This window comes from Bradyrhizobium tunisiense (assembly GCF_042263385.1).
In the GTDB taxonomy this organism is placed as follows: domain Bacteria; phylum Pseudomonadota; class Alphaproteobacteria; order Rhizobiales; family Xanthobacteraceae; genus Bradyrhizobium; species Bradyrhizobium tunisiense.
Map to the genome: position 1 here is coordinate 681,873 of NZ_JBHLEV010000004.1, position 18,576 is coordinate 700,448.

Consider the following 18,576-nt stretch of genomic DNA (forward strand, 5'->3'; position numbering starts at 1 on the left):
TCTGAATTGGAGAACGCTATCGACGGCGGATCAGCCCCGATGTGTACGCCGTACAACCGAAGTCGCAATTCCGCTGCTCTTCATCGTTCAGCTCGAGCGCGAAACAGGGGGACTTCCGTTGCGCAGAGCGCGTTGGACTCCTACCGTCATTCTCTGCTGTCTTGCTTCGCCTGCCAAGGCTGCGGACCTTCAGCTGCTCCAATCCGATCCTGCGCCATCAGGCGCGCTCTGGTATCCGTGCGAGTTCGATGCCGCTGTGGTGAAGTTCTTTCGCGAGCAACTTGCCGACAGAGCACGGTGAGCGCTCAAAGCGTGGCATCGATGCTGGCTTGAGCTCACCAGTGTGATTTTATTGAGCGACAAGACGTTTCTATTCGGGCAGGTCTTTTCCGGGCAGGTCTTTCGACTTTGCCTCGCGGGCCAATCGCTCCGCCTTGAGTCGCTCGCGATTCTCGTTGAGGGAGTGCTGGTCCTTCGCATAGTCGTTCATCGGCTTCTGCGTCTTGGCAGGCTTGAACGCCTTGTTGGCTTCGCGCTTGGCGCGATCAGAGGATTGATCTCTCAACATTTCAGCCTCACTTCAATCAATAGGCGTGTCCCGCGAGCGCCGGACGCGACGCCTCCCGCTCGCAAGCCGACACGGACTGACTAGTCACCCTCCACGGGGAGGGTGATAATCCTTCAGTGTTGGACGGGTCTTTGGCGTGACGCCTGGTCACTCGCCGTGGAGGCGGTCCGCTCGCACTTCTGAGAGCATGCTGGTCGAAGGAGTAACGGCCGGCCCGCGGTTCGGTTCCCTCGGTGCGCACAAAAAAGGCCGCCGATATCGGCGGCCTTTCGTCGTCTTGATGCGATGTCTTACTCCGCGGCCTGCTTCTGCGGCGGGTCGAGGGCGCCGGACTTGTGGATCTCGGCCACCTGGTGATCCGAGAAGCCGAGCACCGAGCGCAGGATCTCGTCGGTGTGCTCGCCGAGCAGCGGGGACCGCTCGACGTCGCTCGGGCTATCCGACAGCTTGATCGGGTTGCCGACCGAGATGTACTTGCCGCGGGTGGGGTGGTCGACCTCGACCACGGTGCCGGTCGCGCGCAGCGATTGGTCTTCCGCGATTTCCTTCATCGACAGGATCGGGCCGCAGGGGATGTCGTCCTTGTTGAGGATTTCCATCGCCTCGAACTTGGTCTTGGTCATCGTCCACTGCTCGATGCGGGCGAAGATCTCGTTCAGCCGCGGCAGGCGGGCGGCCGGCTTGGCGTAGTTCGGATCGGTCTTCCAGGTGGGCTCGCCGATCACGTCGCAGATCTTCTCCCAGACCGGAGCCTGGGTGATGAAGTAGATGTAGGCGTTCGGATCGGTCTCCCAGCCCTTGCACTTCAGGATGCGGCCGGGCTGGCCGCCGCCGGAATCGTTGCCGGCGCGCGGCACGGCATCGCCGAACGGAATGCCTTCGCCGAACTGGCTGTATTCCTTGAGCGGACCGTGGGCGAGGCGCTGCTGGTCGCGCAGCTTGACGCGGGCGAGGTTGAGCACGCCGTCCTGCATCGCGGCGGTGACGCGCTGGCCCTTGCCCGAATGCGTGCGCTGATAGAGCGCGGTGACGATGCCGAGCGCGAGGTGCAGGCCGGTGCCGGAATCGCCGATCTGCGCGCCGGTGACGAGCGGAAGGCCGTCGCGGAAGCCGGTGGTGGAGGCGGCGCCGCCGGTGCACTGCGCGACGTTCTCATAGACCTTGCAGTCTTCGTACGGACCCGGGCCAAAGCCCTTGATCGAGGCGACGATCATCTTCGGGTTGATCTGTTGGATCTTCTCCCAGGGGAAGCCCATGCGGTCGAGCACGCCGGGGCCGAAATTCTCGACCAGCACGTCGCACTTCTTGATCAGTTCGGTGAGCACTTCCTTGCCCTTGGGGTTCTTGGTGTCGAGCGTGATCGAGCGCTTGTTGTGGTTGAGCATGGTGAAATACAGGCTGTCCACGTTCGGGATGTCCTGCAGCTGGCCGCGGGTGATGTCACCCACGCCCGGACGCTCCACCTTGATCACGTCCGCGCCGAACCATGCCAGCAACTGCGTGCAGGTCGGGCCGGACTGGACGTGGGTGAAGTCGAGAATGCGAACGCCCGTGAGCGCTTTGGTCATCGTGTTGCTCCGTACTCTGTCTGCCCCTGCGCCCGGCAGGGAAATAAGGGTTAGGGGTGGACTTACTTCTTCTTCTGCAGGACGCTCTGCGGATTGAGGTTGCCGATGCGGCCGCTCTCCGAGCCCGCGGCCGGGTCGATCACCGCGTTGATCAGCGTCGGCTTTCCGGAGGCCATCGCCTCGTTGACCGCGCGCTTGAGCTCGTCGGGCGAGGTCGCATTGACGCCGACGCCGCCGAAGGCTTCCATCATCTTGTCGTAACGCGCGCCCTTGACGAACACCGTCGTCGCCGGATCGGCATTGGCGCCGTTGACGTCGGTGCCGCGATAGATGCCGTCATTGTTGAAGATGACGACGCAGATCGGCAGGTTATAGCGGCAGATCGTCTCGACCTCCATGCCGGAGAAGCCGAACGCGCTGTCGCCTTCCACCGCGAGCACGGGGTGACCGGTCTCGAGCGCGGCGGCGATCGCCTGGCCCATGCCGATGCCCATCACGCCCCAGGTGCCGACGTCGAGACGCTTGCGCGGCCGGTACATGTCGATGACGCCGCGGGCGAGGTCGAGCGTGTTGGCGCCCTCGTTGACGAGGATCGCCTCGGGATACTCCTTGATCACGTTCTTCAGCACGCCGAGTGCGCCGTGATAGTCCATCGGCGACTTGTTGTTCATGAGCTTCGGCGCCATCTTGGCGACGTTCTCTTCGCGCTTGGACGAAATCGCCTTGGTCCAGTCGGCGGGCGGGGCGGTCCAACCCGTCGCCATCGCCTGGTTGAAGGCGGAGACGACCGAGCCGATGTCGCCGACCACGGGGGCGACGATCTCGACGTTGGAGTCCATCTCGCGGGGCTCGATGTCGACCTGGATGAACTTCTTGGGCGCCTCGCCCCAGCTCTTGCCCTTGCCGTGCGAGAGCAGCCAGTTCAGCCGCGCGCCGATCAGCATGACGACGTCGGATTCTTTCAGCACCGTCGAGCGGGCCGCGCCGGCGCATTGCGGATGGGTGTCGGGAAGAAGGCCCTTGGCCATGCTCATCGGGAGGAACGGCACGCCGCTCTTCTCGACGAAGCTCTTGATCTCCTCATCCGCCTGCGCGTAGGCCGCGCCCTTGCCGAGGATAATGAGCGGACGCTTGGCGCTCTTCAAGACATCAAGCGCGCGCTTCACCGAAGCGGGCGAGGGGATCTGCGCGGGCGCCGCATCGATCACCTTGATCAGCGACTTCTGGCCGGCCTCGGCGTTCATCACCTGGCCGAACAGCTTTGCCGGCAGGTCGAGATAGACGCCGCCCGGACGGCCGGAAACGGCTGCGCGGATGGCGCGGGCGAAACCGATGCCGATGTCCTGGGCGTGGAGCACGCGGAAGGCCGCCTTGCACAGCGGCTTTGCAATCGCGAGCTGGTCCATCTCCTCATAGTCGCCCTGCTGCAGGTCGACGATCTCGCGCTCGGAGGAGCCGGAGACGAGGATCATCGGGTAGCAGTTGGTGGTGGCGTGCGCGAGCGCGGTAAGGCCGTTGAGGAAGCCGGGCGCCGACACCGTGAGGCAGACGCCGGGTTTCTTGGTGAGATAGCCGGCGATACCCGCGGCGTAGCCGGCGTTCTGCTCGTGACGGAAGGAGATCACGCGAATACCGGCGGCCTGCGCCATGCGGCCCAAGTCCGTGATCGGGATGCCCGGCACATTATAGACGGTGTTGATGCCGTTCAGCTTGAGCGCGTCGATGACGAGATGAAAGCCATCCGTCAGCTCCTGCTCGGTGCCCGGTGCTTCGGACTTGGTCGCGGTATTCAGCATGGGCCTTGTCTCCCTGGTCTCAAGTAGTGGGGCGAGTTTTTCGCCCTTCTGGTGAACGTTGCTAAGTGAAGAGTTCCTGACCATGCGCTTCGACGTATGCGGCAAGGCCGAGGGTGTGGTCGCGGGCGCGTTTCTCGGCGAGCTCGGTGTCGCGGGCCTCCAGTGCTTCGATCATGCCGAGATGCTCGGGCAGCGAGGTCGCGGTGCGGTCCTTGCGGCCGATGGTCAACTGGCGATAGCCGCGCACGTGCAGCAGGAGATCGTTGGTGAGATCGACCAGCACCGGCGATTCCGACAGCGAGATCAGCGCCTGGTGGAAGGCGATGTTGGCCCGCGAATATTCCTCGACGTGATCCTCGGGCAGGCGGTCCTTGCCGAAATCCTTGAAGAAATCGCGCAGCGCCGTGATGTCCTTCTTGCGCGCGGTGGTGGTGATGAGGCGCGCGGCCATGCTCTCGAGCGCTGCCCAGGCGCGGATCATGTCGACGATCTCGCTCTTGGTCCTGCGCACCACCATGATGCCGCGACGCGGCACGGTTTTCACGAAACCATCCTGCTCGAGCATCGCGATGGCTTCGCGGATCGGGGTGCGGCTGACGCCGAGGCGCTCGGACAGCGCGCGCTCGTCGAGCATCACCGGCTCGGGCGTCGAATAGATGTCCATCTTGAGGATGGCTTCCTTCAAGGCGTCATACGCCTTGTTCTTGAAGCTGCTCTCCGGGGCAATACGAACGATTGCGATGTCTGCCTCGGCCATGTTCGGCAACGCCTTGGTTGGTTTCCGTAGTGACACGACGAATCTCCTCCAGTGGGGAGTCGTCTTTTACAGGAATATTAACGGGAAAGTTTTTGGCATACCACATGCCAGAATGTCAAGCTGGCTATTTTTTGCGGGCTTCTAAGGTGCGCTCTGGCTTGACAAGTTGGCTTCTGGCATACCAAATGCCATCGCCAGCCATTTTTGATCCAAGCCGGCGGAGTATCCTGGCTTTATGCCACTCCGGTCCGCGGCATGGAACGAAGCGCGGCGAATGGCAAGCATCACGGCAGCCGCTACGCGCGCGCTTTGAAAAGAACGAACTGAGTCAAGGGAGAAGCCACATGTCCAATTCCAAAGATGCCGTCCGCAAGGTGCTTGACCAGGTCAAGGCGGACAACCGCACCAGCCTGACGGCGCCAGAAGGCAAGCTGGTCTGCGACGCCTACGGCATTCCGGTGCCGAAGGAAGGCGTGGCGAAGTCGGCCGGCGAGGCCGGCAAGATGGCTTCGTCCATGGGCTTCCCGGTCGTGATGAAGATCGTCTCGCCTGATATCCTCCACAAGACCGAAGCGGGCGGCGTCATCGTCGGCCTCAAGACGGCCGAGGAGGCCGAGAAGGCCTACGAGACCATCCTCGGCAATGCCAGGAAGTACAAGGCCGACGCCAAGATCGAGGGCGTCCAGGTGCAGCAGATGCTGGCCGGCGGCACCGAAGTGATCGTCGGTTCGATCACCGACGGCTCGTTCGGCAAGCTGGTCGCCTTCGGCCTCGGCGGCGTGCTGGTCGAAGTCCTCAAGGACATCACCTTCCGCCTGGCGCCCGCGACCAAGGAAGACGCGCTCTCGATGCTCGACGGCATCCAGGCGCATGAGATCCTGAAGGGCGTGCGCGGCGGCGAGCCGGTGAACCGCACGGCGCTTGCGGATGTCATCGTCAAGGTCTCGCAGCTCGTCACCGATTTCCCTGAAATCGTCGAGCTCGATCTCAACCCTGTTTTCGCGACGCCGAAGGGCGCGACCGCCGCCGACGTCCGCATCGTCGTCGACTTCGCCTATGTGCCGAAGCCGAAGCCGCGTCCGACCGAAGAGATCGTCGCGGCGATGAACCGTATCATGCAGCCGAAGGCGGTCGCCGTGGTCGGCGCCTCCGCGGAGGACGGCAAGATCGGCAACTCCGTGATGAAAAACCTCATCAACGGCGGCTACAAGGGCGATATCTATCCGATCCATCCCAAGGCCGCCGAGATCCTCGGCTACAAGGCCTACAAGAGCGTCAAGGACGTGCCGGGCGTGATCGACACCGCGGTGTTCGCGATCCCCGCGAAGTTCGTGGCGGCGGCACTGACCGAATGCGGCGAGAAGAAAATCCCGGGCGCGGTGCTGATTCCGTCGGGCTTTGCCGAGGCCGGCGCGCCCGAGCTGCAGGCCGAGATCGTCGAGGTCGGCAAGAAATACGACATCCGCCTGATGGGGCCGAACATCTACGGCTTCTATTATACGCCCGCCAATCTCTGCGCGACCTTCTGCACGGCTTACGACGTCAAGGGCCACGCGGCGCTGTCGTCGCAGTCGGGCGGCATCGGCATGGCGATCATCGGGTTCTCGCGCTCGGCCAAAATGGGCGTCTCGGCCATCGTCGGCCTCGGCAACAAGTCCGACATCGACGAGGACGATTTGCTCGCCTTCTTCGAGCAGGACCCGAACACCTCGATCATTGCCCAGCATTGCGAAGACCTCAAGGACGGCCGCGCCTTTGCGGAAGCCGCAAAGCGCGTCTCCAAGAAGAAGCCGGTCGTCGTGCTCAAGGCTGGCCGCACCTCCGCCGGCGCGAAGGCGGCGTCCTCGCACACCGGCGCGCTCGCCGGTAACGACAAGATCTACGAGGACGTCCTGGCGCAGTCCGGCGTGATCCGGGCCCGCAGCTTGCGGCAACTGCTCGAATTCGCCCGCGGCGTGCCGGTGCTGCCGACGCCGAAGGGCGAGAACGTGCTGATCATCACCGGTGCCGGCGGCTCGGGCGTGCTGCTGTCGGATTCCTGCGTCGACAACGGCCTGTCGCTGATGTCGATGCCGCCGGATCTCGATGCGGCGTTCCGCAAGTTCATCCCGCCGTTTGGCGCTGCCGGAAATCCGGTGGATATCACCGGCGGCGAGCCGCCGATCACCTATGTCAACACGGTGAAGCTCGGCCTGTCGGACGAGCGCATCCATTCGCTGATCCTCGGCTACTGGCACACCATCGTCACCCCGCCGATGGTGTTCGCCCGCAACATGGTCGAGGTGAAGAAGGAGATGGAGGCCAAGGGTTTCGTGAAGCCGATCGTGGCCTCACTGGCCGGCGACGTGGAGGTCGAGGAAGCCGCCGAATATCTCTACCAGAACGGCATCCCGGCCTATGCCTATTCGACCGAGCTTCCGGTCGAGGTGCTCGGCGCCAAGTACAAATGGGCGCGCGGGGCAGGGCTGCTCTGACGCTGTCTCTCCTGTCATTTCCGGGTTCGTGCTTCCGCGCGTCCCGGAAATGACATTAGCCAAGGTCGCGATGAGCAAGAACGTGGTCCGGCGCAAGTCGCTTGAAGCCCGGTCTTCGTCAGAGGTCGAGCACGAGGCGCGTGACGGCGGCGTGCAGTCCGTCGACCGCGCGCTGTCGATTCTCGAAACGCTGGCCGAGGACGACGAGGGCTATCGGCTCAGCGATCTGGCCGTGCGCACCGGTCTGTCGGCCTCGACTGTGCACCGCCTGCTGGCGACGCTGGAAAGCCGTCGCTTCGTGCAGTTCGACCGCGCCGAATCCAAATGGCATGTCGGCTCGCGCGCCTTCACGGTCGGCGCGAGCTTTGCGAGGCGGCGCAACTTCTCGACGCAGGCGATTCCTTACTTGCGCAAGCTGCGCGATCTCACCCGCGAGACCGCCAATCTCGCCGTCGTCGACGACGAATTCATCATCGTTCTGACCCGCATGGAGAGCCGCGAGATCATGCGTTCGCTGACCCAGGTCGGCGGCCGGGTCCCTATGGTGACGTCAGGCGTCGGCAAGGCGGTGCTCGCGACCTATTCGGACGAGGACGTCGGCGCCGTCATCCGCCACCACGGCATGCCGCGCCTGACCGGGAAGTCGATCGTGCGGCCGAGCGATCTGTTCAAGGAACTCGAAAAGATCCGCCAGCAGGGTTTTGCGCTCGACGATGAAGAGGCCTGCATGGGCCTGCGCTGCATTGCCGCGGTGGTATACAACGACTGCGCCGAGCCGCTCGCGGCGATTTCCGTCTCCGGCATGACCAGCCGCCTGACCGACGACAGATTGCCGGACGTGGGCCAAATCGTGCGCAATGTCGCCGGCGAGCTGACGCTCGCGCTGGGCGGGGTGATGCCGACGCCCCGCTAAAACGGAGGAATCTGGGCGCTGTCGCTGGACAGCATCGGCCGTTTTGGCTGATATGCGACCAAACGACACAATGCGGCAAACGTCCGCATGAGCCTGGAGATGCCCCCATGTTTCGCTTTTCCCCGCGCCTTGCCGGCGCGGCCGTTGCGCTGACCCTTTCGGCAGCGACGCCTTCCCTTGCCCAACCGCTCGAGCTCAAGCTGATGGCGCCGGCCGCGCCCGGCGGCGGCTGGGACCAGACCGCGCGATCGATGCAGCAGGCTCTGGTGGCTTCCGGTGTTGCGCGCAGCGTGCAGGTCACCAACGTTCCCGGCGCCGGCGGCAGCGTCGGCATCGCGCAGTTCGTCAATGGTGCCAAGGGCGACGGCAACCAGATGATGGTCAACGGCTTCGTCATGGTGGGCGCGCTGGCCATGAACAAGTCGCCGGTGACGCTGGAGCAGGTGACGCCGATCGCGCGCCTGACCGAGGAAATCCAGGTGATCGTGGTTCCCGCGAATTCGCCGATCAAGACTGCGCAGGATCTCGCCGCCGCGGTGAAGGCCGACATCGCCAAGGTCACGTTTGCCGGGGGGTCGGCCGGCGGCGTCGACCATGTGATGGCGGCCCTGTTCGCCGGCGCGGTCGGTGCCGACGCCAAGAAGATCAACTACATCCCGTTCTCCGGCGGCGGTGAGTCGCTCGCCGCGATCCTCGGCGGCAAGGTCACCGCGGGCATCTCGGGCCTCAGCGAATATGAAGGGCAGATCAAGTCCGGCAAGCTGCGCGCGATCGGCGTCACCTCGGAGAAGCGCCTCCCGGGCAACGACATCCCGACCTTCAAGGAGCAGGGCATCGACCTCGTGATTGCCAACTGGCGCTCGGTGGTCGCGCCTCCCGGTATTACGCCTGAGCAGAAGAAGACGCTGACGGAGGCGGTCGAGAAGATGGTGAAGTCGGATGCCTGGAAGGAAATCCTCAAGCAGAAGGGCTGGGAGGATGCCTATCTCGGCGGCGACGCCTTCGCCGATTTCCTGAAGAAGGAAACCGTGCGCGTCACCGACGTGCTGAAGTCGGTCGGCCTCGTCAAATCATGACCTCAGGCGATCCGGCCCAGCCGCCGCGGCGCGTCGATTGCGCCGGCATCGTCATCGCCGCGCTGCTCGCAGGTCTCGCCGCGGTGCTGGTCCTTGACGCGGGCCGTCTGCAATCTACCGCGATGTATGGCATGGGGCCGGAGGCGATGCCTGTCGTGATCGCCATCGGCCTCGCGCTGCTCGCGATCGGCAATCTTATCGACGCGCTGCGCGGCAATCTGCCGGCGCGAGAGAGCGCCGATCCCGTGCCGGTGATCTTGATCCTCATCGGCCTGGCGCTGCTGATCGCCATCATCGGCTTCGGCGGCGGCTTCATCCTGGCGACCTCGGCGCTGTTCGTGACGACATCGGCGGCGTTCGGGCGCCGCGCCATCCCGGTGGATTCTATCATCGCCCTCGTGATGTCGACGCTCATTTATCTCGCGTTTGACCGCCTGCTGACGCTGAGCCTTCCGGCCGGACCTCTGGAGCGACTGCTGTGATGGATACTTTTGCGGCGCTTGCCCACGGCATGGCCGTCGCCGTCCAGCCGATGAATTTGCTTTACGCGCTGATCGGCGTGTTCCTCGGCACCGCCGTGGGCGTGCTGCCCGGCATCGGTCCGGCCTTGACGGTCGCACTGCTGCTGCCGGTCACCTACAAGCTCGATCCCGGCGGATCGCTGATCATGTTCGCCGGCATCTATTACGGCGGCATGTACGGCGGATCGACCACGGCGATCCTGATCAATACGCCCGGCGAAAGCGCCTCGATGGCGACCGCGCTCGAAGGCAACAAGATGGCCAAGGCGGGCCGCGGCGGGCCGGCGCTTGCGACCTCGGCGATCGGCTCCTTTGTCGCCGGCACCATCGCCACCATCGGTCTGGCGTTCCTTGCGCCTTGGCTGGTCGATTTCGCCGTGCGCTTTGGCCCCGAGGATTATTTTGCTTTGATGTGCGTCGCCTTCGTCACGGTGTCGGCGACATTCGGAGATTCTCCGATCCGCGGCCTGACCAGCCTGTTCATCGGCCTGACGCTCGGCCTCGTCGGCATCGACAAGTTGACCGGCCAGGCCCGGCTTGCGTTTGGCGTCCCCGAGCTGCTTGACGGCGTCGAGGTGACGACGCTTGCGGTGGGCCTGTTCGCGGTCGGCGAGGCGCTCTACGTCGCATCGCGCCGCCACCACAGCGAGGAGAAGCTCGAGCCGGTGCGCGGCTCGCTGTGGATGACGAAGGAAGACTGGAAGCGCTCGTGGAAGCCGTGGTTGCGCGGCACCATGTTCGGCTTCCCGATCGGCGCGCTACCCGCGGGCGGTGCAGAGATCCCGACCTTCCTGTCCTATTCGACCGAGAAGCGGCTGACGAAACATCCCGAAGAATTCGGCAAAGGCGCGATCGAGGGCGTGGCCGGACCGGAAGCCGCCAACAACGCCTCTGCCGCCGGCACCTTGGTGCCGCTGCTGACGCTGGGGCTGCCGACCTCGGCGACGGCCGCGATGATGCTGGCGGGATTCCAGCAATATGGCCTCAACCCGGGGCCGCTGCTGTTCGCCGAGCGGCCTGACCTCGTGTGGGGCCTGATCGCCAGCCTGTTCATCGCCAACATGATGCTGCTGGTGCTCAATTTGCCGCTGGTCGGCCTGTGGGTGCGGCTGCTCGCGATCCCACAGCCCTGGCTCTACGCCGGCATCCTCGTGTTCGCGACCATGGGCACCATCGCGGCAAAGCCGTCGGTCATCGAGCTGTCGATGCTGGCCGGCTTCGGCGTGCTCGGATTCCTGATGCGCCGGTTCGATTTTCCGATCGCGCCTGTCGTGGTCGGCCTGATCCTGGGCCCGATCGCCGAGAGCCAGTTGCGCAGAGCGCTGGCGATCAGCCTTGGCGATCCCATGACGCTGCTGCAGAGCCCGATCTCGGCCACGCTGCTCGGCATCGCGCTGGTTGCGCTGTTGGCCCCCTTTGTGCTGAAGGGGATGGGACGCTTCAAGGCGAACGAGGACTAGCCGTCCCGACGCATTTGTCTTCTCGTGTCGCGTCCATTCGTGGGGAACTGTCATGCCTTCTGAGCTCCGTTCGCCCCGTCTCGCGGTTCTGATCGACGCCGACAATGCCTCGGCGAAGATCGCGGACGGCCTGTTCGAGGAGATTGCCAAGATCGGGGAGGCCAGCGTCCGTCGCATCTACGGCGACTTCTCCAACGCACGATCCAGGGGCTGGGCCGACATCCTGTCGAAGCACGCCATCATCCCGCAGCAGCAGTTCGCTTATACGACGGGAAAGAACGCATCTGACATCACCCTGGTCATCGATGCGATGGACCTGCTTCACAGCGGCCGGTTCGACGGGTTTTGCCTGGTTTCGTCCGACAGCGACTTTACCCGCTTGGCTGCCCGCATCCGGGAGCAGGGCATCGACGTCTTCGGGTTCGGCGAGCAGAAGACGCCGGAAAGCTTCCGCCAGGCTTGCCGCAGATTCGTTTACACCGAGAACCTCCTCGCTGGATCAGCGAATACGCAGGACGCCACCTCGCGGCGGGCGCCGCTTCAGCCGCCCGATGCGGCCACACCCATCATCAAGAAGGTCATCACCCAGATGGAGAGCGAGGACGGCTGGGTTCCTCTCGGGGAGGTCGGCCGGCAGCTTGCCAACCTCGCATCCGATTTCGATCCGAGGACGTTCGGCTTCCGAAAGCTGAGCGACCTCGTACGGAAGACAAATTCCTTCGAGATTGACGAGCAAAAAGGGCGGTCGATGCGCATTCGGGTCAAACCCGCTGCCGCACCGATTTCGAGACCGCGGAACTCGCGCCGAAGGGCCGCAACGGCAGGCAGTTCGGCGCCTAAAGCGTAAGCAAGGCGTGCCGTCATATTTGAGCTTGCCCGGTCTGGCGCACGGCGTAACCATCGCAGGGCCGTAACGCCACTCGAGGGTCCCGATGACCAAACTTGCCCGCTTTGCCGTCGAGCCGCTGCACGCGATGACCCGGCGTCTGGCCGATGTGGCCTCCGCACGTCTCGCGCCCGACCTCGTGGTGACCGGCGCCCGGGTGCTCTCGACCTATTCGGAGCGCATCCATCCCGGTCGGGAGATCTGGATCACCGGCGGGCGCATCGCCGCGGTGAAGCCAGCGGGTACGGCGAAGAAGGCCTGGAGTGGTGTCGCGACTTACGACGCGGCCGGCGGCATCATCGCGCCTGGCCTGGTCGATCCGCACATCCACATCGAATCCTCGATGGTGACGGCCTGCGCTTATGCGGAGGCGGCGCTGCTGAACGGCACCACCACGATCTTTTGCGACAGCCACGAGATCGGCAACGTCATGGACGTCGCCGGCGTCGAGGCGATGCTGGAGGACGCGCGCGAGGCGCCGCTCTCGATCTTCCTGACGGTGCCGAGCACGGTGCCGGCGACCTCGGCGGAACTGGAGACCGCCGGCGGAGACCTCACACCGGACAAGATCGCCGGCCTGTTCGATCGTTGGCCGGAGGCTGTCGCGCTCGGCGAGAAGATGGACTTTGTGCCGGTGACGATGGGCGACGAGCGTAGTCACGCCATCCTCGCGGCCGCCTTGAAGCGGGGCCGTCCCGTCTCTGGTCACGTCTACGGCCGCGAATTTGTTGCGGCCTATGCGGCGAGCGGCGTGACCGACACCCATGAGGCGATTGATCGCGACATCGCCGACGATCTGCTCGACGCCGGCGTCTGGGTGTTCCTGCGCGGCGGGCCGCCGACGACGCCATGGCACTCGCTGCCGCAGGCGATCCGCACGGTCACCGAGCTCGGGGCCTCTCACAAGCGCACCGCCGTGTGCACCGACGACCGCGATGCCGACGATCTCCTGCTGTTCGGTCTGGACTGGGTGGTGCGTGAAGCCGTGAAAGCCGGCATGTCGCCGGAACAGGCCTGGTCGATGGGCTCGCTGCATGGCGCAACCCGCTTCGGCATGGATGGCGATATCGGCGGGCTCGGCGGCGGACGCCGGGCCGATCTCGTGCTGATGGACGATCAGCTCAGGCCCCAATGTACCTGGTATGGCGGCGAGCTCGTGGTCGAGCATGGCAAGATCACGCCGCTTCTCGATCAGGCGCTGTCGCAGCGCTATCAATATCCGAAGGCTGCTTACGCCACCGTCAAACTGCCGGAGACGATGAAGCTGACGCCGGAGCTGCCGGCGACGGCCTGCACCGTCAATGCGATCAAGACCGCGCTGCCAGGCATTACGCTGATCCACGAGAAGGTCGCGATCGAGCCGGCAAAGGACTGGCCGTCGCTGTTCGCGCGGTACGGCCTCTGCTTCGTCACGGTGGTCGAGCGTCACGGCAAATCCGCGGGCAACGTTGCCCACGGCCTGCTGAAGGATTTTGGCCTCAAGCGCGGCGCAGTCGCCTCCAGCGTCGGGCACGACAGCCATAACATCATCGTCGCGGGCACCAACGAGGGCGATATGCATGCGGCAATATCAGCCATCAAAGCGCAACAGGGCGGTGTCTGCGTCGTCGCCGACGGCAAGGTGAGGGCGCTGGTCCCGCTGCCGATCGCGGGGCTCCTGTCCGACAAGCGCGTCACCGAAGTGGCCCAAGAGGTCAAGGCGCTGAAGAAGGAATGGGCCGAGGCCGGCTGCACCATCCCCTACATGGGTTTCAATTTGATTCCGCTATCGGTCATTCCGGAAATTCGCATCACCGACAAGGGCCTCGTGCTGGTGCCACAGATGGAGCTGGCGCCTCTGTTCGAGTAATCATCTTTCACGTGTATCTCGATCTAACCGATTGAGGCCGCCGCGTTTTTCCTGCGGCTGCCGCATCGTGGAAAATAAAATCGATCTCGTTGAGATCGCATGCCGCGCGCCCGATGATCTCGCTCGCTGACGCAACTTGAGCGAGGTCCGATATGGCGAAGATGCGAGCTATCGATGCTGCCGTGCGAATTCTTGAGAGAGAGGGCATCTCCACTGCCTTCGGGGTTCCCGGGGCCGCGATCAATCCGCTTTACTCGGCGCTGAAGAAGCGCGGCTCGATCCGCCACATTTTGGCACGCCACGTGGAGGGCGCTTCGCACATGGCGGAGGGCTACACCCGCGCCAAGGCCGGCAATATCGGCGTCTGCATTGGAACCTCGGGGCCGGCCGGCACCGACATGATCACCGGCCTCTATTCGGCGATCGCCGATTCCATTCCGATCCTCTGCATCACCGGGCAGGCGCCGCGCGCGCGGCTCTACAAGGAGGATTTCCAGGCGGTCGACATTGAGTCGATTGCAAAGCCTGTGACCAAATGGGCGGTGACGGTGCGCGAGCCGGCGCTGGTGCCGCGTGTGTTCAGCCAGGCTTTTCACGTGATGCGCTCGGGCCGGCCGGGGCCGGTGCTGATCGACATGCCGCTCGACGTGCAGCTCGCCGAGATCGAGTTCGACGACGAGACCTATGAGCCGTTGCCGGTCTACAAGCCGGCCGCGACGCGCAAGCAAGTCGAGAAGGCGCTGGAGATGCTCAATGCTGCCGAGCGTCCGCTGATCGTCGCGGGTGGCGGCATCATCAATGCCGACGCTTCGGACCTGCTGGTGGAATTCGCCGAGATCGCCAATGTGCCTGTCGTGCCGACCCTGATGGGGTGGGGCGCGATCCCCGACGATCACGTGCTGATGGCCGGCATGGTGGGTCTCCAGACCAGCCACCGCTACGGCAACGCCACCATGCTCGAATCCGACTTCGTGCTCGGTATCGGCAATCGCTGGGCCAACCGTCATACCGGCTCGGTCGAGACCTACACCAAGGGTCGCACCTTCGTGCATGTCGACATCGAGCCGACCCAGATCGGGCGCGTGTTCAATCCCGATCTCGGCATCGTCTCGGATGCGAAAGTCGCGCTCGAGCTGTTCGTCACCGTCGCCAGGGAGTGGCGGCGCTCGGGCAAGCTCCGCGAGCGCCAGGCGTGGCCCGCTGCCTGCCGAGATCGCAAGAAGACGATGCTGCGCAAGAGCCATTTCGAGAACGTCCCGATCAAGCCGCAGCGCGTCTACGAGGAGATGAACAAAGCGTTCGGTCGCGACACCACCTATGTCACCGTGATCGGCCTGTCGCAGATCGCCGGCGCGCAGTTTCTCGGTGTCTACAAGCCGCGCAACTGGATCAATGCCGGGCAGGCAGGGCCGCTCGGCTGGACGCTGCCCGCCGCGCTCGGCGTGCGTGCCGCGTGCCCGGATCGTGAGATCGTCGCGCTCTCAGGCGATTACGACTTCCAGTTCCTGATCGAGGAGCTCGCGGTCGGGGCGCAATTCAATCTGCCCTACATCCACGTCGTCGTGAACAACTCCTATCTCGGCCTGATCCGCCAGGCACAGCGCGGCTTCGACATGGACTATCACGTCCAGCTCTCGTTCGAGAACGTCAATGCGCCCGAGCTCAATGGATACGGCGTCGACCACGTCGCAGTCGCCGAAGGCCTCGGCTGCAAGGCCATCCGCGTCACCGACCCCAAGGATACGCAGGCGGCGTTCGCCACCGCGCGCGAATTGATGGCCAGGCACCGCGTGCCCGTGGTGGTCGAGTTCATCCTCGAGCGCGTCACCAATATCGCGATGGGCACCGAGATCGACAACATCGTCGAATTCGAGGAGGTGCTGGACCTTCCGCTCGACGAGGTCGCAACCACACGCGTGTTGCAGCCGGCGGAATAGGGGACCGTATCATGCCGAAATTTGCCGCCAACCTCACCATGCTCTTCAACGAGATGCCGTTCCTCGAGCGCTTCACGGCGGCGAAGGCCGCGGGCTTTGCCGGGGTCGAGTATCTCTTTCCCTACGACTTCGACAAGGCGCAGCTGCGCGAGCAGCTCGAGGCCCACGGGCTGACGCAGGTGCTGCACAATCTCCCCGCAGGCAACTGGGCGGCAGGCGAGCGTGGCATTGCGATCCTGCCCGATCGCACCGCCGAATTTCGCGACGGCGTATTCCGCGCCATCGACTATGCCAAGGCGCTCGATTGCGAGCAGCTCAACTGTCTCGTCGGCATCGCCCCTGCTGACGCCGATCCGCGCGAGCTTCAGGAGACCCTGGTCGGCAATCTGCGCTTTGCGGCTTCGACGCTGGCGCGGGAGAACATCAAGCTTCTGGTCGAGCCGATCAACACGCTCGACATTCCCGGCTTCTTCCTCAACGGCACCGAGCAGGCGGTGCAGCTGATCTCGGACGTGCGGTCGAACAACCTCTTCATCCAGTACGACATCTACCACATGCAGATCATGGAGGGCGATCTCGCCCGCACCATGCAGGAATATCTGCCGCAGATTGCCCATATCCAGCTCGCCGACAATCCCGGCCGCCATGAGCCCGGCACCGGCGAGATCAACTATCCCTTCCTGTTCCGGCATCTCGACGCGATCGGCTACCGTGGCTGGGTCGGCTGCGAATACAAGCCGCGCACCACGACGCTGGAAGGGCTCTCGTGGCACGCAGCGCGGACATTCGAGACGTAGAGGTCCTGTCACGCTCGCGGTGCGCTCCCTCTCCCGCGCGCGGGAGAGGTGCACCGAGCGCGTGGATGGAATTTTGCGAAGACAACTGAGAGAAACCAGACATGATCGACATCGGCTTCATCGGACTTGGCACCATGGGACGGCCGATGGCCGGCCATCTTCTTGGCGCGGGCCATCGTGTTTTCCTGCACGACGTCGCGCCCGTTGCGCCGGAGCTGATCGCGGCCGGCGGCATTGCCTGCAAATCCGGCAAAGCGGTTGCGGAGGAGGCGGACGCGGTCATCATCATGGTGCCTGATACCCCGCATGTGGAGGAGGTGCTGTTCGGCAAGGACGGTGTCGCGAGCGGCATCTCCAAGGGCAAGATCGTCGTCGACATGAGCTCGATCTCGCCGCTGGCGACGAAGGAGTTCGCAAAGAAGATCGAGGCGCTGGGGGCTGACTATCTCGACGCGCCGGTGTCGGGTGGAGAGGTTGGCGCCAAGGCGGCGAGCCTCACCATCATGGTCGGCGGCCCGGAGCGGGCCTACAACACCATGAAACCGGCCTTCGACAAGATGGGCAAGAACGTCACCCGCGTCGGCGCCAATGGCGACGGCCAGACGACGAAGGTTGCCAACCAGATCATCGTCGCGCTGACGATCGAAGCAGTGAGCGAGGCGCTCCTGTTTGCATCGAAGGCCGGAGCCGATCCGGCGCTGGTGCGGCAGGCGCTGATGGGCGGTTTTGCCTCCTCGCGGATTCTCGAGGTCCACGGCGAGCGCATGGTGAAGCGCAATTTCGATCCCGGCTTCCGCATCGAGCTGCACCAGAAGGATCTCAACCTCGCGCTGGAAGGCGCGCGTGCGCTCGGCCTCTCGCTGCCGAGCACGGCGGTGGCGCAGCAATTGTTCTCGTCCTGCACCGCCCATGGCGGCAAGGCATGGGATCATTCGGCGATGGTGCGCGCGCTGGAACTGATGGCGGGGCACGAGATCACCGCAGCCTGAACTGTTACGCGGTAACAGTCTCCGGATCCTGTGTGTCTTTCGCCGCAGGGGAACTGGAACAATGGTCTCGCCCCGCGGTTGAAGGCGCATATCAATTATTGGAGTCTCAAGTCATGAAAACCCGTTTTGCGATTACGTTGGCTGCCGCGTCGCTGCTGGCGTCGAGCGCAGCCTTTGCTCAGTCGACGACCGAACAGGGCGCCAGGGATGGCGCGCGTGCGGGCGGCGACATCGGTGGCCCGGTCGGTGCGATGGTCGGCGGCACCGTCGGTGCTGCCGTCGGCGCGGGTCTCGAAATTCCGAATGCGATTCTCGGCGGAATCCCGCGAAGTGACTCGGTTGTCGTGGAAGAGCGCGTCGTGGTCGGCGAGCCGCTGCCTCCGACCGTCGTGCTGCGCCCGGTGCCTAACTACACCGAGTATCGCTATGCGGTCGTGAACGACCGCCGCGTGATCGTCGAGCCGCGCACCCGCCGCGTCGTGAAGATCATCGACTGATCGGCGGCAAACGTTAAGCGTTGAGAATAGGGGCCCTGCGGAATGTCACTCCGCGGGGCCTTCGCTTGTCGCGGCGGTGCCCGTGCGAAGGCGCGTGAGCAGCCAATCGACCCCGGCCGCGAGCGCAAAGCCCATGCAGGCGGTGAGCGCGTCGACCAGAAAATCCTCCAGCCGGGCGTGGCGTCCGGGTGCCCAAAACTGCATCAGCTCCAGCACGCCGATCAGGGCGACCGCAGCCGCTGCGCTCGGCACGCGCCGGCGCGGATAGGCGAGGCCAAAGGCCAATCCCACCAGGATGAAGGCAAGCGCATGTTCGCCGTCCTGGCCGAGGCCGGAATAGGGCCGCAAACCGGGGGGGCCAAGGGTCGCGAAGGTCACTGCGGCGGCGAGCAACCAGGCAATGAATCGAACTAAAATCGACATGCATTGCGCTTAGCACGGATCGGCAGTGGACCGGTACCGTCCTTCCATCAGATCGCCGTGTAGTT

At 64.5% G+C, this 18,576-nt stretch carries 16 protein-coding genes; 11 read left to right on the plus strand and 5 right to left on the minus strand.

Annotated elements, in window-relative coordinates:
• Nucleotides 1–370: 370 nt before the first annotated feature.
• The 4 genes from ACFDR6_RS21915 to ACFDR6_RS21930 form a co-directional block, all read right to left on the minus strand.
• Nucleotides 371–568 carry a hypothetical protein gene (locus ACFDR6_RS21915; protein ID WP_212092348.1) on the minus strand — a complete coding sequence of 66 codons (198 nt, stop codon included), beginning with the start codon at nt 566–568 and terminating at the stop codon, nt 371–373.
• Nucleotides 569–858: 290 nt separating this feature from the next.
• Nucleotides 859–2,136 (minus strand): formyl-CoA transferase, encoded by a 1,278-nt coding sequence (gene frc, locus ACFDR6_RS21920; RefSeq protein WP_212092349.1) that lies wholly within the window; start codon nt 2,134–2,136, stop codon nt 859–861.
• Nucleotides 2,137–2,198: 62 nt separating this feature from the next.
• Nucleotides 2,199–3,932 carry an oxalyl-CoA decarboxylase gene (gene oxc, locus ACFDR6_RS21925; RefSeq protein ID WP_375859459.1) on the minus strand — a complete coding sequence of 578 codons (1,734 nt, stop codon included), beginning with the start codon at nt 3,930–3,932 and terminating at the stop codon, nt 2,199–2,201.
• 61 nt (nt 3,933–3,993) lie between these two features.
• Nucleotides 3,994–4,689, minus strand: a complete 696-nt coding sequence (locus tag ACFDR6_RS21930) for a GntR family transcriptional regulator (RefSeq protein WP_161537124.1) — start codon at nt 4,687–4,689, stop codon at nt 3,994–3,996.
• A gap of 344 nt (nt 4,690–5,033) precedes the next feature.
• On the opposite strand from ACFDR6_RS21930, the gene ACFDR6_RS21935 reads away from it, so the two are divergent.
• From ACFDR6_RS21935 to ACFDR6_RS21985, 11 genes are all read left to right on the plus strand, one after another.
• Nucleotides 5,034–7,163 (plus strand): acetate--CoA ligase family protein, encoded by a 2,130-nt coding sequence (locus ACFDR6_RS21935; protein ID WP_317240308.1) that lies wholly within the window; start codon nt 5,034–5,036, stop codon nt 7,161–7,163.
• Nucleotides 7,164–7,233: 70 nt separating this feature from the next.
• Nucleotides 7,234–8,076 (plus strand): IclR family transcriptional regulator, encoded by an 843-nt coding sequence (locus tag ACFDR6_RS21940; RefSeq protein ID WP_375859573.1) that lies wholly within the window; start codon nt 7,234–7,236, stop codon nt 8,074–8,076.
• Between the two features lie 107 nt (nt 8,077–8,183).
• Entirely contained in the window at nt 8,184–9,152 is a 969-nt protein-coding gene (locus tag ACFDR6_RS21945) for a Bug family tripartite tricarboxylate transporter substrate binding protein (protein ID WP_375859460.1), read from the plus strand.
• A complete protein-coding gene (locus tag ACFDR6_RS21950; RefSeq protein WP_375859461.1) occupies nt 9,149–9,634 on the plus strand; it encodes a tripartite tricarboxylate transporter TctB family protein in 486 nt (161 codons plus the stop codon). Before ACFDR6_RS21945 ends, ACFDR6_RS21950 begins: the two co-directional genes overlap by 4 nt.
• Nucleotides 9,634–11,133: a tripartite tricarboxylate transporter permease gene (locus ACFDR6_RS21955; RefSeq protein ID WP_317240305.1), complete on the plus strand. Its 1,500-nt coding sequence runs from the start codon at nt 9,634–9,636 to the stop codon at nt 11,131–11,133. Before ACFDR6_RS21950 ends, ACFDR6_RS21955 begins: the two co-directional genes overlap by 1 nt.
• A 52-nt stretch (nt 11,134–11,185) precedes the next feature.
• A complete protein-coding gene (locus ACFDR6_RS21960) occupies nt 11,186–11,980 on the plus strand; it encodes an NYN domain-containing protein (RefSeq protein WP_375859462.1) in 795 nt (264 codons plus the stop codon).
• An 85-nt stretch (nt 11,981–12,065) separates the two neighbouring features.
• The gene (locus ACFDR6_RS21965) at nt 12,066–13,868 is read left to right on the plus strand and encodes an adenine deaminase C-terminal domain-containing protein (protein ID WP_375859463.1); all 1,803 of its coding nucleotides are present in this window, start codon (nt 12,066–12,068) and stop codon (nt 13,866–13,868) included.
• A gap of 152 nt (nt 13,869–14,020) precedes the next feature.
• The gene (gene gcl, locus ACFDR6_RS21970) at nt 14,021–15,805 is read left to right on the plus strand and encodes a glyoxylate carboligase (RefSeq protein ID WP_375859464.1); all 1,785 of its coding nucleotides are present in this window, start codon (nt 14,021–14,023) and stop codon (nt 15,803–15,805) included.
• 11 nt (nt 15,806–15,816) lie between these two features.
• Nucleotides 15,817–16,602 (plus strand): hydroxypyruvate isomerase, encoded by a 786-nt coding sequence (hyi, locus tag ACFDR6_RS21975; protein ID WP_212092358.1) that lies wholly within the window; start codon nt 15,817–15,819, stop codon nt 16,600–16,602.
• 101 nt (nt 16,603–16,703) lie between these two features.
• A complete protein-coding gene (locus tag ACFDR6_RS21980) occupies nt 16,704–17,591 on the plus strand; it encodes a 2-hydroxy-3-oxopropionate reductase (RefSeq protein WP_375859465.1) in 888 nt (295 codons plus the stop codon).
• Between the two features lie 113 nt (nt 17,592–17,704).
• Complete coding sequence (locus ACFDR6_RS21985) at nt 17,705–18,088, plus strand: DUF1236 domain-containing protein (protein ID WP_212092360.1); 384 nt, start codon at nt 17,705–17,707, stop codon at nt 18,086–18,088.
• Nucleotides 18,089–18,133: 45 nt separating this feature from the next.
• On the opposite strand, the gene ACFDR6_RS21990 is transcribed toward ACFDR6_RS21985, so the two are convergent.
• Nucleotides 18,134–18,511 (minus strand): VanZ family protein, encoded by a 378-nt coding sequence (locus ACFDR6_RS21990; RefSeq protein WP_375859466.1) that lies wholly within the window; start codon nt 18,509–18,511, stop codon nt 18,134–18,136.
• Nucleotides 18,512–18,576: the final 65 nt, after the last annotated feature.

What these genes read in the sequence shown, in the direction of transcription:
- ACFDR6_RS21960 (WP_375859462.1), top strand. Translation starts at nt 11,186, where the DNA reads ATGCCTTCTGAGCTCCGTTCGCCCCGTCTCGCGGTTCTGATCGACGCC.
- ACFDR6_RS21990 (WP_375859466.1), bottom strand. Translation starts at nt 18,511, where the DNA reads ATGTCGATTTTAGTTCGATTCATTGCCTGGTTGCTCGCCGCCGCAGTG.
- ACFDR6_RS21935 (WP_317240308.1), top strand. Translation starts at nt 5,034, where the DNA reads ATGTCCAATTCCAAAGATGCCGTCCGCAAGGTGCTTGACCAGGTCAAG.
- ACFDR6_RS21980 (WP_375859465.1), top strand. Translation starts at nt 16,704, where the DNA reads ATGATCGACATCGGCTTCATCGGACTTGGCACCATGGGACGGCCGATG.
- frc (WP_212092349.1), bottom strand. Translation starts at nt 2,136, where the DNA reads ATGACCAAAGCGCTCACGGGCGTTCGCATTCTCGACTTCACCCACGTC.
- gcl (WP_375859464.1), top strand. Translation starts at nt 14,021, where the DNA reads ATGGCGAAGATGCGAGCTATCGATGCTGCCGTGCGAATTCTTGAGAGA.
- ACFDR6_RS21985 (WP_212092360.1), top strand. Translation starts at nt 17,705, where the DNA reads ATGAAAACCCGTTTTGCGATTACGTTGGCTGCCGCGTCGCTGCTGGCG.
- ACFDR6_RS21945 (WP_375859460.1), top strand. Translation starts at nt 8,184, where the DNA reads ATGTTTCGCTTTTCCCCGCGCCTTGCCGGCGCGGCCGTTGCGCTGACC.
- ACFDR6_RS21950 (WP_375859461.1), top strand. Translation starts at nt 9,149, where the DNA reads ATGACCTCAGGCGATCCGGCCCAGCCGCCGCGGCGCGTCGATTGCGCC.
- ACFDR6_RS21930 (WP_161537124.1), bottom strand. Translation starts at nt 4,689, where the DNA reads ATGGCCGAGGCAGACATCGCAATCGTTCGTATTGCCCCGGAGAGCAGC.
- ACFDR6_RS21915 (WP_212092348.1), bottom strand. Translation starts at nt 568, where the DNA reads ATGTTGAGAGATCAATCCTCTGATCGCGCCAAGCGCGAAGCCAACAAG.
- hyi (WP_212092358.1), top strand. Translation starts at nt 15,817, where the DNA reads ATGCCGAAATTTGCCGCCAACCTCACCATGCTCTTCAACGAGATGCCG.
- ACFDR6_RS21940 (WP_375859573.1), top strand. Translation starts at nt 7,234, where the DNA reads ATGAGCAAGAACGTGGTCCGGCGCAAGTCGCTTGAAGCCCGGTCTTCG.
- oxc (WP_375859459.1), bottom strand. Translation starts at nt 3,932, where the DNA reads ATGCTGAATACCGCGACCAAGTCCGAAGCACCGGGCACCGAGCAGGAG.
- ACFDR6_RS21965 (WP_375859463.1), top strand. Translation starts at nt 12,066, where the DNA reads ATGACCAAACTTGCCCGCTTTGCCGTCGAGCCGCTGCACGCGATGACC.
- ACFDR6_RS21955 (WP_317240305.1), top strand. Translation starts at nt 9,634, where the DNA reads ATGGATACTTTTGCGGCGCTTGCCCACGGCATGGCCGTCGCCGTCCAG.